The 14,496-nt window shown below is 68.3% G+C and carries 10 protein-coding genes; 6 read left to right on the top strand and 4 right to left on the bottom strand.

Annotated elements, in window-relative coordinates; all coding sequences use genetic code 11:
- Positions 1-300: 300 nt before the first annotated feature.
- The 4 genes from lysS to HWX87_RS12920 all read right to left on the bottom strand — a co-directional run bounded on the left by lysS (position 301) and on the right by HWX87_RS12920 (position 5,949).
- On the bottom strand, positions 301-1,827 hold the full coding sequence (gene lysS / locus HWX87_RS12935; RefSeq protein ID WP_166960275.1) for a lysine--tRNA ligase: 1,527 nt from the start codon (positions 1,825-1,827) through the stop codon (positions 301-303).
- A 73-nt stretch (positions 1,828-1,900) separates the two neighbouring features.
- Positions 1,901-3,005, bottom strand: a protein-coding gene (gene prfB / locus HWX87_RS12930) for a peptide chain release factor 2 (RefSeq protein ID WP_124455448.1) whose coding sequence is annotated in 2 segments (ribosomal slippage) — positions 1,901-2,923 and positions 2,925-3,005 — 1,104 coding nt in all. Because the reading frame shifts where the segments join, the coding sequence is not laid out codon by codon here.
- 155 nt (positions 3,006-3,160) lie between these two features.
- On the bottom strand, positions 3,161-4,858 hold the full coding sequence (gene recJ / locus HWX87_RS12925; RefSeq protein ID WP_176047458.1) for a single-stranded-DNA-specific exonuclease RecJ: 1,698 nt from the start codon (positions 4,856-4,858) through the stop codon (positions 3,161-3,163).
- Positions 4,859-4,872: 14 nt separating this feature from the next.
- Positions 4,873-5,949 (bottom strand): regulator, encoded by a 1,077-nt coding sequence (locus HWX87_RS12920; protein WP_176047457.1) that lies wholly within the window; start codon positions 5,947-5,949, stop codon positions 4,873-4,875.
- 150 nt (positions 5,950-6,099) lie between these two features.
- On the opposite strand from HWX87_RS12920, the gene HWX87_RS12915 reads away from it, so the two are divergent.
- The 6 genes from HWX87_RS12915 to HWX87_RS12890 all read left to right on the top strand — a co-directional run bounded on the left by HWX87_RS12915 (position 6,100) and on the right by HWX87_RS12890 (position 14,494).
- Complete coding sequence (locus HWX87_RS12915; protein WP_175829644.1) at positions 6,100-7,353, top strand: lipoprotein-releasing ABC transporter permease subunit; 1,254 nt, start codon at positions 6,100-6,102, stop codon at positions 7,351-7,353.
- A gap of 55 nt (positions 7,354-7,408) precedes the next feature.
- Positions 7,409-8,104 (top strand): lipoprotein-releasing ABC transporter ATP-binding protein LolD, encoded by a 696-nt coding sequence (gene lolD, locus HWX87_RS12910; protein ID WP_176047456.1) that lies wholly within the window; start codon positions 7,409-7,411, stop codon positions 8,102-8,104.
- A 68-nt stretch (positions 8,105-8,172) separates the two neighbouring features.
- On the top strand, positions 8,173-8,961 hold the full coding sequence (locus tag HWX87_RS12905) for a TatD family hydrolase (protein WP_176047455.1): 789 nt from the start codon (positions 8,173-8,175) through the stop codon (positions 8,959-8,961).
- 57 nt (positions 8,962-9,018) lie between these two features.
- On the top strand, positions 9,019-11,502 hold the full coding sequence (locus HWX87_RS12900; protein ID WP_176047454.1) for a DNA internalization-related competence protein ComEC/Rec2: 2,484 nt from the start codon (positions 9,019-9,021) through the stop codon (positions 11,500-11,502).
- A gap of 336 nt (positions 11,503-11,838) precedes the next feature.
- Entirely contained in the window at positions 11,839-12,684 is an 846-nt protein-coding gene (locus HWX87_RS12895; protein ID WP_176047453.1) for an alpha/beta hydrolase, read from the top strand.
- A 157-nt stretch (positions 12,685-12,841) separates the two neighbouring features.
- On the top strand, positions 12,842-14,494 hold the full coding sequence (locus HWX87_RS12890; RefSeq protein WP_059233729.1) for a CTP synthase: 1,653 nt from the start codon (positions 12,842-12,844) through the stop codon (positions 14,492-14,494).
- Positions 14,495-14,496 lie beyond the last annotated feature (2 nt).

Raw genomic sequence — 14,496 nt, 5'->3', positions numbered from 1 at the left:
ATCCCACGCTCGGGAGCGAGCAGACCGGGCGTTCCTGCGCCTGGTTCTGGTCCCGTGGTCATGCGTGGTGACGCAACAGGAGTGTCGTCCAGCGGCGTGCGGCGCACCGTATCAAGGTGTAACGAATTGCAGCGGGGCACCGGCGGTCGCGACAGGGAAAACCCGGAGAAGGCCGTTGCGATGGGGGAATAAAACGGGGGAGGATCGAAAGCCGGCGAACGCAGGCTGGCGGGATTTACGCGTCGTTACAAAGCTGACGCGTGCGCGCCGCAGGGCGCGGCGCACACGCGGGCGCGGCGATCAGTCTTCGCGGCGCAGGTGGGGGAACAGCAGCACGTCGCGGATCGTCGGGCTGTCGGTCAGCAGCATCACGAGACGGTCGATGCCGATCCCGCAGCCGCCGGTCGGAGGCATCCCGTACTCGAGCGCGCGGATGTAGTCGGCGTCGAAGAACATCGCCTCCTCGTCGCCCGCATCCTTCTGCTCGACCTGCTTCTTGAAGCGTGCGGCCTGGTCTTCCGGATCGTTCAGCTCCGAGAAGCCGTTCGCGATTTCGCGGCCAGTCATGAACAGCTCGAAGCGCTCGGTGATGCCCGGCACCGTATCCGACGCGCGTGCGAGCGGCGACACCTCGACCGGGTAGTCGATGATGAACGTCGGTTCCCACAGCTGCGCTTCGGCCGTTTCCTCGAACAGCGCGAGCTGCAGCGCGCCGATGCCCGCGTTCAGGAACGCCGGCTGCGACACGTCGACGCCGAAGCGCTTCAGTTCGGTGCGCAGGAACGCGTCGTCCGACAACTGGCCGGCGGTGTAGTCCGGTGCGTACTTCTGGATCGCCTGCGTGATCGTCAGGCGATGGAACGGCTTCGCGAGGTCGAGCTCACGGCCTTGATACTGGATCGTCGCGGTACCGAGCGCATCGATTGCCGCCTGGCGGATCAGTTGCTCGGTGAAATCCATCAGCCAGCGGTAGTCGGTGTACGCGGCGTAGAACTCCATCATCGTGAATTCCGGGTTGTGACGCGGCGACACGCCTTCGTTCCGGAAGTTACGGTTGATCTCGAACACGCGTTCGAAGCCGCCGACGATCAGGCGCTTCAGATACAGCTCCGGCGCGATGCGCAGGAACATCTGCATGTCGAGCGCATTGTGATGCGTGACGAACGGCTTCGCCGCCGCGCCGCCCGGGATCGGGTGCAGCATCGGCGTTTCGACTTCCATGAACTCGGCGTTGTCCATGAACTTGCGGATCGACGCGATCGTTTTGGTGCGGGCGCGGAACGTGTCGCGCGTTTCCGGCGTGACGATCAGGTCGACGTAGCGCTGGCGGTAGCGCATTTCCTGGTCGGACAGGCCGTGGAACTTGTCCGGCAGCGGACGCAGCGCCTTCGACAGCAGGCGCAGCTCCTTGCACTGGACCGACAGCTCGCCCTTGTTGGTGCGGAACAGCACGCCGCGCGCGGCGACGATGTCGCCGAGGTCCCACTTCTTGAATGCGTCGTAGGTTTCGGCGCCGACGTCGTTCGGCGTCACGAAGAACTGGATCTGGCCCGAACCGTCCTGCACCGTCGCGAAGCTCGCCTTGCCCATCACGCGCTTGAGCATCATGCGGCCGGCGACCGACACCTCGACCGGGTTCGCTTCGAGCGCGGCCTTGTCCGAGTCGGCGAATTTCGCCTGCAGGTCGGCTGCGTGGTGCTCGGGCCGGAAATCGTTCGGGTAGGCGACGCCTTGCTCGCGCAGGGCGCGCAGCTTCTCGCGGCGCTCGGCGATGATCTGGTTTTCGTCCGCCGTGACGGCGGGCTGCGTTTGGGTCGGTTCGGTCATGATGGTCGGAATTCGGAGTGGGTGCGGCAACGCAAACGGGAAGGGCGGCGCGGGCCAGGCCGCGCCGCGGCGCTTACACGCCCTGTTTGAGGCTGGCGCTGATGAAGTCGTCGAGATCGCCGTCGAGCACCGCACGCGTGTTGCTCATTTCGACGTTCGTACGCAAGTCCTTCACGCGGCTCTGGTCGAGCACGTACGAGCGGATCTGGTGGCCCCAGCCCACATCGGTCTTGCTCGATTCGAGCTTGTCCTGTTCGGCCTGGCGCTTGCGCATCTCGACTTCATACAGGCGCGATTTCAGCATCGCCATCGCTTCTGCGCGGTTGCGGTGCTGCGAGCGGTCGTTCTGGCACTGCACGACGATACCGGTCGGCATGTGCGTGATCCGCACCGCGGAGTCGGTCTTGTTGATGTGCTGACCGCCCGCGCCCGATGCGCGGTACGTGTCGATGCGCAGGTCGGCCGGGTTGATCTCGACTTCGATCGAGTCGTCGATTTCCGGATAGACGAACACCGACGAGAACGACGTATGGCGGCCGCCCGACGAGTCGAACGGCGATTTGCGCACGAGGCGGTGGATGCCCGTTTCGGTGCGCAGGAAGCCGTATGCGTATTCGCCCGTGACCTTGACCGTCGCGTTCTTGATGCCGGCGACGTCGCCGTCGGACTCTTCGAGCACCTCGGCCTTGAAGCCCTTGCGCTCGCAGTAGCGCAGGTACTGGCGCAGCAGCATCGATGCCCAGTCGCAAGCCTCGGTGCCGCCGGCGCCGGCCTGGATGTCGATGAAGCAGTTGTTCGGGTCGGCCGGGTTCGAGAACATCCGGCGGAACTCGATGTCGCCGACGCGCGCTTCGAGCTTCGCGGCATCTTCTTCCGACGCGAGGAGCGTGTCCTCGTCACCTTCCTCGCGCGCCAGCTCGAACAGGTCGAGTGCGTCGCGCAAGTCGCCATCCAGCGCGGTGAGCGTCGTGACGACGCCTTCGAGCAGCTTCTTCTCGCGACCGAGCGCCTGGGCGTTCTTCGAATCGTTCCAGACGTTCGGGTCTTCGAGTTCCTTGTTGACTTCGGTCAGACGCGCAGCTTTGGCGTCGTAGTCAAAGATACCCCCGAAGCTCGCCCGCGCGGTTGCGCAGGTCGAGCAGGGAGCTTTCGATCGCGTTGAGACGTTCCGCTTCCATGATCGTTCGCTATTCTTGCTTCGTAAAAAAGCGGAATTATAGCCGATCGGCAGGGTTGCCCGGTGACGCAAACGGTGCGCGCACGTGTGCCGCGGCCCCATCCGGCGCGGCGCGCATGCCGGGGCGGGCGCGGCAGCGGGCCGGGTGGCCCGTGCTCAGCCGGCTGCGTGCTCGACGATCAGCTGGACGCGCGTGACGCCGTTCCACGTGTCGGCGACGAGCCGGTAGGCGACCAGGGCGCTCTCGGGCAGCGGTTCGGTGTGGTTGAACCAGATCGCATTGAAGCGCTGGCGGCCGCGCGCAAGCTGCAGCTTCAGGTGCTTCTCCTTCACGAGCGATTGCGACACGACGTCGAATTCGCCCGAGAAAAGCGGCGCCGGAAAACCTTGCCCCCACACGGCCTCGTCGAGCAGGCCGACGAACTGCGGCGTGAAGTACGCGTCCTCGAGTTCGCCGTCGGTCTCGATCACGCGGGCGAGCGCGTCGTCGGACAGCCATTCGCGCGCGACGGCCTCGAAGGCGGCCGCGAAGCGCGGCACGTTCTCGGTGTCGAGCGTGAGGCCGGCCGCCATCGCGTGGCCGCCGAATGCGACGATCAGGTCGGGTTCGCGCTTCGACACGAGGTCGAGCGCGTCGCGCAGGTGGAAGCCGGCGATCGACCGGCCCGAACCCTTGACCCGCTTGCCTTCCTCGTCGGCGTGCGCGAACGTGAACGACGGGCGGTGGAATTTTTCCTTGAGCCGGCCGGCGACGATGCCGATCACGCCCTGGTGCCACTCGGGATTGAACAGCGTGATCGTGCACGCGTCGGCCGGATCGACGTCGGCGAGATCGGCGAGCGCCTGCTGCTGCATGCCGGCCTCGATCTCGCGGCGTTCGCGGTTCATCACGTCGAGCTGCTGCGCGAGGTCCCACGCGCGGCCGATGTCGTCGGTGATCAGGCACTCGATGCCGAGCGACATGTCGGACAGCCGCCCGGCGGCGTTCAGGCGCGGGCCGAGGCCGAAGCCCAGGTCGAAGCCCGACGCGGTGCGCGCTTCACGCGCGGCGGCGCGGAACAGTGCGGCGATGCCCGGCTGCATGCGGCCGTTGCGGATGCGCTGCAACCCCTGCGCGACCAGCACGCGGTTGTTGCCGTCGAGCCGCACGACGTCAGCGACGGTGCCGAGCGCGACGAGGTCGAGCAGCCCGTCGAGGCGCGGCTCGGCTTCCTTGCTCGCGAATGCGCCGCGGCGGCGCAGCTCGGCGCGCAGCGCGAGCAGCACGTAGAACATCACGCCGACGCCGGCGAGGTGCTTGCTCGGGAACGCGCAGCCGGGCTGGTTCGGGTTGACGATCGCGCGGGCCATCGGCAGCGCGTCGCCGGGCAGGTGGTGGTCGGTCACGAGCACGTCGATGCCGCGGGCGTTCGCGGCTTCGACGCCCGCGACGCTCGCGATCCCGTTGTCGACGGTAATCAGCAGGTCGGGCTTGCGCGCGGCCGCGAGTTCGACGATTTCGGGCGTGAGGCCGTAGCCGTATTCGAAGCGGTTCGGCACCAGGTAGTCGATCTGCGCGCCGAACATCCGCAGGCCGCGCACCGCGACCGCGCAGGCGGTCGCGCCGTCGCAGTCGTAGTCGGCGACGACGAGCAGGCGTCGCTTGTCGGCGATCGCGTCGGCGAGCAGCGACGCCGCATCGGCGCAGCCCTTCAGTTCGGTGGGCGGGACGAGGCGCGCAAGTGCGGTCTCGATGTCGGCGGGCGACTGCACGCCGCGCGACGCATACAGGCGCGCGAGAACGGGGTGCAGGCCGTGGCGCGCGAGCACTTCGGCGTCGGCGGGCGCGACGGGGCGGGTAACGATCCGGGTCATACGCGATGGATGGGTTATTCGAACAGGGAGGCGAGCGCGCGGCGGCGCCAGAACTTGCGCAGGTCGCCGCGCGTCGCGTGCAGCGTCACGGAGCTCGTGTCGCCGCACAGCGTGACATCGACGCTCGACAACGCGCCGTTCTGCAGCGCGGCGAGGGCCGGCGCGAACCAGTCGCGCTCGAGCGCGACGAGCCCGTCGTGCCAGCGCGCCCAGTCCTGCTCGATGAACGGCGTGGTCAGCGCCGGCAGTTCGACGAGCGTTGCGCCGTCGGCGGCGGGCAGCGCGCCGAACGTCGCGGGCGCGCTGCCGGCTTCGGTTTGCGCGGCGCGCGCGAGGCCGAGCGCCGCGGGCGACACGGACAGCACGCGTGCGAACGGCTTGCCGACCGGCTTCAGCGTGCCCTGTGCATGAAACCAGATCGAATTGACGGCCGGCAGCCCGCGCGCTTCGCGAGCGTCGTTGACCGGGTGCTGGAACCACGCCATCTGCACTTCGTTCTGGAGTTTCATCCACATCCGCGAGCGCTCGCCGGTATGGGCTTCGTGCGGCAGCCAGATTTCGATGTTGCGGCCGCTTGCGCGCAGCGGCGCGGCGCCGGCCAGCCGGGCGAGCTGGTCGCTCGACAGGTACCAGCGCGCCGGGTTCGGCGCTTCGAGGCGCACGCCGAGCTCCTCGATCAGCGGTCGCGCGACCGCGAGCAGCGCGGCTGCGTCACCTTCGTCGAGCGCGAGGGCGGCCGGGTCGACGAGCACCAGGTGATCGTGCGCGATTTCGACGTGGACGGGCTCGACGCACGCCCACGCTTGTGTGCCGGGATCGCCGCCGTCCGCCAGCAACATGTAGGGCGCGAGCGGTGCCTCGTCCGCGGCGTTGCCCTGGGTCGCGCCGAACTGGCGGGCCAGCCAGCGCTCGTGCGGCAGTGTGCGCTGGAAGTCCTCGCCGGCCACGCGCTCGACGAGGCTGGCGCGGGCGAGCAACTTTTCGAGCGCGGGGCTGTCCAGCGTGTGCAGGGACGAGGCCGCATCGGCCGCCGACGGCAGCGCGAACGGAACGAGAAAATGGAGGCGTCGGTCGTGCATGATGGTGCGCATTGTATGGCAAACTGCGCGCGTGATCGGGCCGGCTGACGGCCCGTTTGCGTCCGGCGGCCGTTTTTCGACCGTGCCCGGGCCGGTGGCCGCCACCGGGCGGCGGGCCGGCCGCGGGGCGCCTCCCCGCCGTAACCAGCAGAAAGGATTCGCTTGAAACTTCCGTACGAATGGCAGATCGGCTGGCGCTACACGCGCGCCGGCAAACGCACGACCGGCAACGGCTTCATTTCCTTCATCGCGCTCGTGTCGATGCTCGGGATCGCGCTCGGTGTCGCGGCGCTGATCGTCGTGCTGTCGGTGATGAACGGCTTCCAGAAGGAAGTGCGCGATCGCATGCTGTCGGTGCTCGCGCACGTCGAGGTGTTCTCGCCGACGGGCTCGATGCCCGACTGGCAACTGACCGCGCAGGAAGCGCGCCGCAATCCGTCGGTGATCGGCGCGGCGCCGTACGTCGATGCACAGGCGCTGCTCACGCGCCAGGACGCCGTGAGTGGCGTGATGCTGCGCGGCGTCGAGCCGACGCTCGAGCCGCAGGTGTCGGACATCGGCAAGGACATGAAGGCGGGCCAGCTCGCCGCGCTCGTGCCGGGCCAGTTCGGCATCGTGCTCGGCGATGCGCTCGCCGGCAACCTCGGCGTGACGGTCGGCGACAAGGTCACGCTGGTCGCGCCGGAAGGGTCGATCACGCCGGCCGGCATGATGCCGCGGCTGAAGCAGTTCACGGTCGTCGGCGTGTTCGAGTCCGGGCACTACGAATACGACAGCACGCTCGCGATGATCAACATTCGCGACGCCGAGGCGCTGTTCCGGATGGTCGCGCCGACCGGCGTGCGGCTGCGTCTGAAGGACATGCAGAAGGCGCCGGACGTGGCGGTCGAGCTGTCGCATACGCTGTCGGGCAGCCTGTACATCCGCGACTGGACCCAGCAGAACAAGACCTGGTTCTCGGCCGTGCAGATCGAGAAGCGGATGATGTTCATCATCCTCACGCTGATCATCGCGGTGGCCGCGTTCAACCTCGTGTCGTCGCTCGTGATGACGGTGACCAACAAGCAGGCCGACATCGCGATCCTGCGCACGCTCGGCGCGCAGCCGGGGTCGATCATGAAGATCTTCGTCGTGCAGGGCGTGACGATCGGCTTCGTCGGCACCGCGTCCGGCGTCGCGCTCGGCTGCCTGATCGCATGGAGCATCCCGTGGCTGATCCCGATGATCGAGCACCTGTTCGGCGTGCAGTTCCTGCCGCCGTCGGTGTACTTCATCAGCGAGTTGCCGTCCGAACTCGTCGCAAGCGACGTGATCCGGATCGGGCTGATCGCGTTCGCGCTGTCGGCCGTCGCGACGCTCTATCCGAGCTGGCGCGGTGCGAAGGTGAAGCCGGCGGAGGCGCTCCGTTATGAATGACCGCGCGACCGCATTGGCGGATTCACGACAACACAACAGACAGGATTCGGCTGGTATGCAGGAATACGTGCTTCAGGCGCGCGGGATCACGAAGGCGTTCGTGCAGGGCGGCTTCAACGTGCAGGTGCTCAACAACACCGAGCTGACGGTGCGGCGCGGCGAGAAGCTCGCGGTCGTCGGCGCGTCGGGCTCCGGCAAAAGCACGCTGCTGCACGTGCTCGGCGGGCTCGACGAGCCGAGCGCGGGCGAGGTGTCGCTGCTCGGCAAGCCGTTTACGCAACTCGCCGAGCGCGAGCGCAACGAGCTGCGCAATCGTGCGCTCGGGTTCGTCTATCAGTTCCATCACCTGCTGCCCGAATTCACCGCGCTCGACAACGTCGCGATGCCGCTGCGCATCCGCCGGATGACGACCGAGGCCGCGCGTGCCGAGGCGCAGACGATGCTCGAGCGGGTCGGTCTCGGCCCGCGCGCGAAGCACCGGCCGGGCGAGCTGTCGGGCGGCGAGCGGCAGCGCGTCGCGATCGCGCGTGCGCTGGTCACGAAACCGGCGTGCGTGCTCGCCGACGAGCCGACCGGCAACCTCGACGGTACGACGGCCGACACGGTGTTCAACCTGATGCTCGAATTGTCGGAGACGCTCGAAACGAGCTTCGTGATCGTCACGCACGATCCCGATCTCGCCGCGCGCTGCGACCGCATCATGCGGTTGCGCGACGGCGTGCTGTACGAGGAGCCGGCGCTGCCGGTGTAAGAAGCGAACGCTTTCGGGCTGCTGCCGGGTGTGCCCTGGCGCGGCGCGAGGGCGCAGGACATGCCGCCATGTGGATCGACACGCACTGCCATCTCGATGCCGCCGAGTTCGACGCCGACCGCGACGCGGTCGCGCACGCGGCGCGCGCGGCCGGCGTGTCGCGCATCGTGATCCCGAGCATCGGGCGCGACAACTTCACGACGGTGCGCGAACTCGCGCAACGCACGCCGGGCGCCGTCTATGCGCTCGGCATCCATCCGATGTATACGCCGCAGGCGCGTGACGAGGATCTCGACCGGCTGCGCATGGAGATCGAGGCGAGCCTCGACGACCCGCGCTTCGTCGCGATCGGCGAGATCGGCCTCGACTATTTCGTGCCGGGGCTCGACGAAGACCGTCAGCAGTTCTTCTATCAGGGGCAGCTCAAGCTGGCGCGCGAATTCGACCTGCCCGTGCTGTGTCACGTGCGCAAGTCGCAGGACCGCGTGCTCGCCGGGCTGCGCCGTTTCGGCGTGCGGCGCGGCATCGCGCATGCGTTCAACGGCAGTTTCCAGCAGGCCGAAGCGTATCTCGCGCAAGGGCTGCATCTCGGCTTCGGCGGCAACGTGACGTTCACGCGTGCGCTGCAGATCCGCCGGCTTGCCACGGAGTTGCCACTCGACGCGCTCGTCGTCGAGACCGACGCGCCCGACATCGCGCCCGAATGGGCGTACAAGTCCCGCAACACGCCCGACCAGGTGCCGCGCATCGGCGACGTGCTCGCCGAACTGCGCGGGCTCGATGCCGGCGCCGTGTCCCTATGCACTTCGGCTAACGCGCTCGCCGCGCTGCCGCGACTCGCACTTTCATCCGCATAATCGTTGCCGGAAGGCGCCGTATTCGTCATCGCGGCGCCAGGTCGACGAGGAGGTGGAATGCGCGTTGCGTGGATCGCGTTCGCGCTCGGCGTCGTCGTGCTGCAGCGGCAGGCGGCGTTGCCGGGCGCGATCGCATGGCTGGCCGGGGCGGCCATGCTCGCCGGAAGCGCGGCGCTGGGTGCGTGGTGCATGCGTCGACCGCGTACGCGTACGACGGCCGCACTCGGCTGGATGCTGTGCGCGCTCGCGGCCTGCGTCGCGGGATTCGGCTACGCGGCCGTGCGCGCCGAATGGCGGCTGGGCGACAGCTTGCCGGCGGAATGGGAAGGGCGCGACATCGTCGTCACGGGCGTGATCAGGGGCCTGCCCGTCGTCGACGAGAGCGGCGCGCGTCTGCTGTTCGCGGTCGAGTCGAACGATGCGGGGCTGGTCCGCTTTCCGCCGTTGATCCGGCTGTCGTGGCGCGCGTACGGCGGGCCCGCGACACGTGATGCGCTTCCCGACCTGCGTGCCGCACAGCGCTGGCGTTTCGTCGTGCGCCTGAAGCGGCCGCATGCCGAGGCCAATCCCGGCGTGCGCGACAGCGAGGCGGCGTGGCTCGCGGCGGGCATTCGTGCCATCGGGTACATCGGCGCACCACGGCGGGCGGCATTGCTCGACGCGCGCGCATCGGGATGGCGTGCGTCGATCGATCGGCTGCGCGACGCGCTGCGGGCCCGTATTGGCGAGACGCTCGGTGTCGACGCCGCGCATCGCGGCATCGTCGCCGCGCTGGCGATCGGCGACCAGTCGGGCATCGGTGACGACGACTGGCGCGCCCTGCGCAACACCGGCACGAGCCACCTGGTCGCGATTTCCGGCCTGCATGTCGGGTTGGTCGGCGCGATGGCGGGCGGGCTCGTGTCGATGGTCTGGCGCCGGCTGCGCTGGCGCGCGCGGGCCGCGACGCTCGTGTTGCCTGCGCAGTACGCGGCCGCGCTTGCCGCCCTGGTGGCCGCGGCCGGCTATGCGGCGCTCGCCGGCTTCAACGTGCCGGCGCAGCGCGCGTGGTGGATGATCGCGGGCGGCGGCATCGCATATCTGGCCGGACGCAGCGTGCCGACGTCGGCGGTGCTGTGCGCGGCGCTGGGCGGCGTGCTGCTCGCCGATCCGTGGGCGGTGCTGTCGGCCGGGTTCTGGCTGTCGTTCGGTGCGGTCGCCGTGATTCTGCTGGCGGTTGCCGGCTGGCGCGCTGTGCAGGAGGCAGGCGCGGAAGGTGACGAGGGCGGCGGCGCGGCCGGCCTGTCGAGCCGGTTGCGCGCGTGGGGCGTGCGCGCGGGACGTCGTCTCGCCGAGGCCACGCGCATACAGTACGCGGTGACGATCGGTCTCGCGCCGCTTACGGCCGCGTGGTTTGCGCAGATTTCGCTGTCGGGCCCGTTCGGCAATGCATTCGCGATTCCGTGGGTCAGCGCGGTCGTGACGCCGGTCGTGCTGGCCGGCATCGCGCTGCCCGCGCCACTCGATGCGGATGCGTTCCGGCTCGCGCACGCGGCGCTCGAACCGATGATGACGTTGCTCGGGCACCTCGCCGACTGGCCGGCCGGCGTGTTCTGGTTGCCGATGCCCGACTGGCCGGTGCTGGCGCTGGCCTGCGTGGGTGTCGTGTGGGCGCTGATGCCGCGCGGCTGGCCGTTGCGCTGGGCGGCGCCGCTCACGTGGCTGCCGCTCGTTGCACCGGCGCCCGACACGCCGCCGCCGGGCGGTTTCAGGCTGACCGTGCTGGACGTCGGGCAGGGCGCGTCGGTGCTGGTGGAGACCGCGCGGCGGACCTTGCTGTTCGATGCAGGGCCGGGCGCGGAGTCGACGCATGCCGGTGCGCGGATCGTCGCGCCGGCATTGCGCTCGCGTGGTATCGCGGTGATCGATTCGCTCGTGATCAGTCATGCGCACGCCGATCACGCGGGCGGCGCACCGGCCGTCTATGCGGCCGCCGACGTGCGCCAGTTGCTGGCGGGCATTCCGCCGAAGAGCGGACTGTGGCGCGATGCGATGGCCGCCGGCGTTGCCGACCGGCTGCCGTGCGCGGCCGGGCAGCGCTGGACCTGGGACGGCGTCGTGTTCACGATGCTCTGGCCGTCGGGCGGCCCGGATACGGGTTCGTCGAACGGGCAGTCGTGCGTGCTGCGCATCGATGCGGGCGGGACGTCCGCGCTGCTGACGGGCGACATCGAAGCGCCCGCCGAACGCCGGCTCGTGAGCGCCGCGCGCGACGCGCTGGCCGCCCAGATCCTGGTCGTGCCGCACCACGGTAGCCGCACGTCGTCGGTCGAGCCTTTCCTCGATTCGGTCGGGCCGCGTGTCGCGGTATTTCCTGTAGGCTATCGCAATCGTTTCGGGCATCCGCACCGGAGCGTCCTCGCACGCTACGAGGCGCGCGGGATTCCGCTGCCGCGCACCGATCGCGACGGCGCCATCCGGTTCGACGTCGCGCCGGCCGATGGCGGGTTCGCATTCGTGCGTTATCGCGACGAGCGGCGCCGGTACTGGATGGACCGGTGAGCGCGGCGAGCGCCGGCGTATCAGGCAAGAAAACGCGTGGCCGGCGTAAAGTGCCGAAGCACGGCTCCGGCAGAAAATGAAGCACGGGAGCGGAGCAGTGCCGAAGCATCCACTCCGGTCGAGCGCGAAGCACGGGACGGGAGTAAGTGCTGAAGCACTAACTCTGGTCGACCGCGAAGCATGGGACGAGAGTAAGTGCTGAAGCACTAACTCTGGTCGACCGCGAAGCATGGGACGAGAGTAAGTGCTGAAGCACTAACTCTGGTCGACCGCGAAGCATGGGACGAGAGTAAGTGCTAAAGCACTAACTCTCGTCGACAAAGGAGACAACGGCGTTTGAAGGACATCCTCCACTTCTCGCATGCGAACGGCTTTCCGGCGTCGACGTATCGGACGATCTTCGCCGAACTGGCCGACGACTACGAGCTGCGCTACATCGAACGGATCGGCCACGACCGCCGCTATCCGGTGACGCGCGACTGGCCGCACCTCGTCGAGCAGCTGCTCGACGACATCGGCAGGCGCTACGAGCGCCCGGTATGGCTCGTCGGCCATTCGCTCGGCGGCTACCTGTCGCTGATGGCCGCGCTGAAGAAGCCGCAATGGGTGCGCGGCGTCGTGATGATCGATTCGCCGATCATCGCGGGCTGGCGTGCCGGCGCACTGCGCGCGAGCCAGTGGGCGGGGCTCGACGAGCGGCTGTCGCCGGCCGCCGCGACGCGCAACCGGCGCACGCGCTGGGTCAGCCGCGACGAAGTCTGGCGGCACTTCCGCGAGAAACCGGCGTTCGCGCGCTGGGACGAACGGATGCTGGCCGACTACATCGACTACGGGATTCCGCAGGCCGGCGCCGACGGCGAGCGGGCGCTCGCGTTCGACCGCCAGGTCGAGTATCTGATCTACCGGACGCTGCCGCACACGCTCGGCCCGCGGCTCGCGCACGGCGCGCCGGTGCCGCTCGGTTTCCTCGCCGGCACGCGTTCGCGCGAGGTGCGGCAGGTCGGGCTCGATGCGACGCGGCGCGCGGCGCGCGGCCGCGTCGAGTGGCTCGAAGGCAGTCACCTGTTCCCGATGGAGCGGCCGCTCGAGACCGCCCGCGCATTGCAGCGGATGCTGAATTCGCTGAAGGCGGAGGAGGGCGGCGTTTCACAGGTCAGCGCGCCGCTCGCGAAGCGCGCCTGACGCGTCGCGCGGGCCGCCGCGCGCCGACCGGCCGGCCGGTTTGCCCCGGCGCGCGCGGCTGGCGCGGGTCGGCACGAAAGGGCGCGATCATCGCGCCAATTGCTGAGAGAAGGGCGGGCTTTACGGTATAATCCGTTTTTCCCGCGAGCATCCAGCGATGACCAAATATGTTTTCGTCACCGGCGGCGTAGTTTCTTCCCTTGGCAAGGGTATTGCCGCCGCTTCCCTCGCCGCGATCCTCGAATCGCGCGGTCTGAAAGTCACCCTCCTCAAACTCGATCCGTACATCAACGTCGACCCCGGCACGATGAGCCCGTTCCAGCACGGCGAAGTGTTCGTGACGGAAGACGGAGCGGAGACCGACCTCGACCTCGGCCACTATGAGCGCTTCATCAGCACGAAGATGCGCAAGGCCAACAACTTCACGACCGGCCAGATCTACGAATCGGTGATCCGCAAGGAACGCCGCGGCGACTATCTCGGCAAGACCGTGCAGGTCATTCCGCACATCACGAACGAAATCCAGGCGTTCATCGAGCGCGGGGCCGCGTCGGCCACCTGCGGTGAGCCGGATGTCGCGATCGTCGAGATCGGCGGCACGGTCGGCGACATCGAGTCGCTGCCGTTCCTCGAGGCTGCGCGCCAGATGAGCCTGCGTCTCGGTCGCAACAGCGCGTGCTTCGTGCACCTGACGCTGGTGCCGTACGTCGCGACGGCCGGCGAGTTGAAGACGAAGCCGACCCAGCACAGCGTGCAGAAGCTGCGCGAGATCGGCATCCTGCCGCACGTGCTGCTGTGCCGTGCCGACCGCCGCATCCCCGACGACGAATCGAAGAAGATCTCGATGTTCTCGAACGTGCCGGAAGACGCCGTGATCTCGGTGTGGGACGCCGACAGCATCTACAAGATTCCGCAGATGCTGCACGACCAGGGCCTCGACCGCATCATCTGCGAGGAGCTGAAGCTGTCGCCGAAGGACGCCGACCTGAGCATGTGGTCGGCGCTCGTCGAGAAGCTCGAGAACCCGAAGCACGAAGTGACGATCGGCATGGTCGGCAAGTACGTCGACCTGACCGAGTCGTACAAGTCGCTGATCGAGGCGCTGCGCCACGCATCGCTGCACACGTCGACCAAGGTCAACATCGAGTACATCGACTCGGAAGAGATCGAGGCGAACGGTGTCGACAGCCTGAAGCATCTCGACGCCGTGCTGGTGCCGGGCGGTTTCGGCCGTCGCGGCACGGAAGGCAAGATCGCGGCGATCCGCTATGCGCGCGAAGCCAAGGTGCCGTATCTCGGCATCTGCCTCGGCATGCAGCTCGCGGTGATCGAATTCGCGCGCGACGTCGTCGGCCTGAAGCAGGCGAACAGCACGGAATTCGAGCCGGACACGCCGGAACGCGTGGTCGCGCTGATCACCGAGTGGTATGACCGCGACGGCAAGGTCGAGACGCGCACCGAGGAATCCGACCTCGGCGGCACGATGCGCCTCGGTTCGCAGCGCTGCCCGATCAAGCCGGGCACGATGGCGGAAGAAATCTATGGCAAGGACGTGAACGAACGCCATCGCCACCGTTATGAAGTCAATAACCGCTTCGTGCCCCAGCTCGAAGCCGGCGGCCTTATCATCAGCGCCCGTACCCCGAGCGAGGATCTGCCGGAAATGATGGAACTGCCGCGTTCGATGCACCCGTGGTTCGTCGGCGTCCAGTTCCACCCGGAATTCACGTCCACGCCGCGTGACGGTCATCCCCTCTTCAAGTCGTTCGTCGAAGCCGCGCTCGCCAACAAGCAAGCGCGCGGAGTGTAAAG

It is taken from the genome of Burkholderia sp. BCC1644 (genome assembly GCF_902833225.1).
Lineage (GTDB): Bacteria > Pseudomonadota > Gammaproteobacteria > Burkholderiales > Burkholderiaceae > Burkholderia.
The sequence above is the reverse complement of the archived record's forward strand: the minus strand, read 5'-3'. Positions and strand labels throughout refer to the sequence as shown.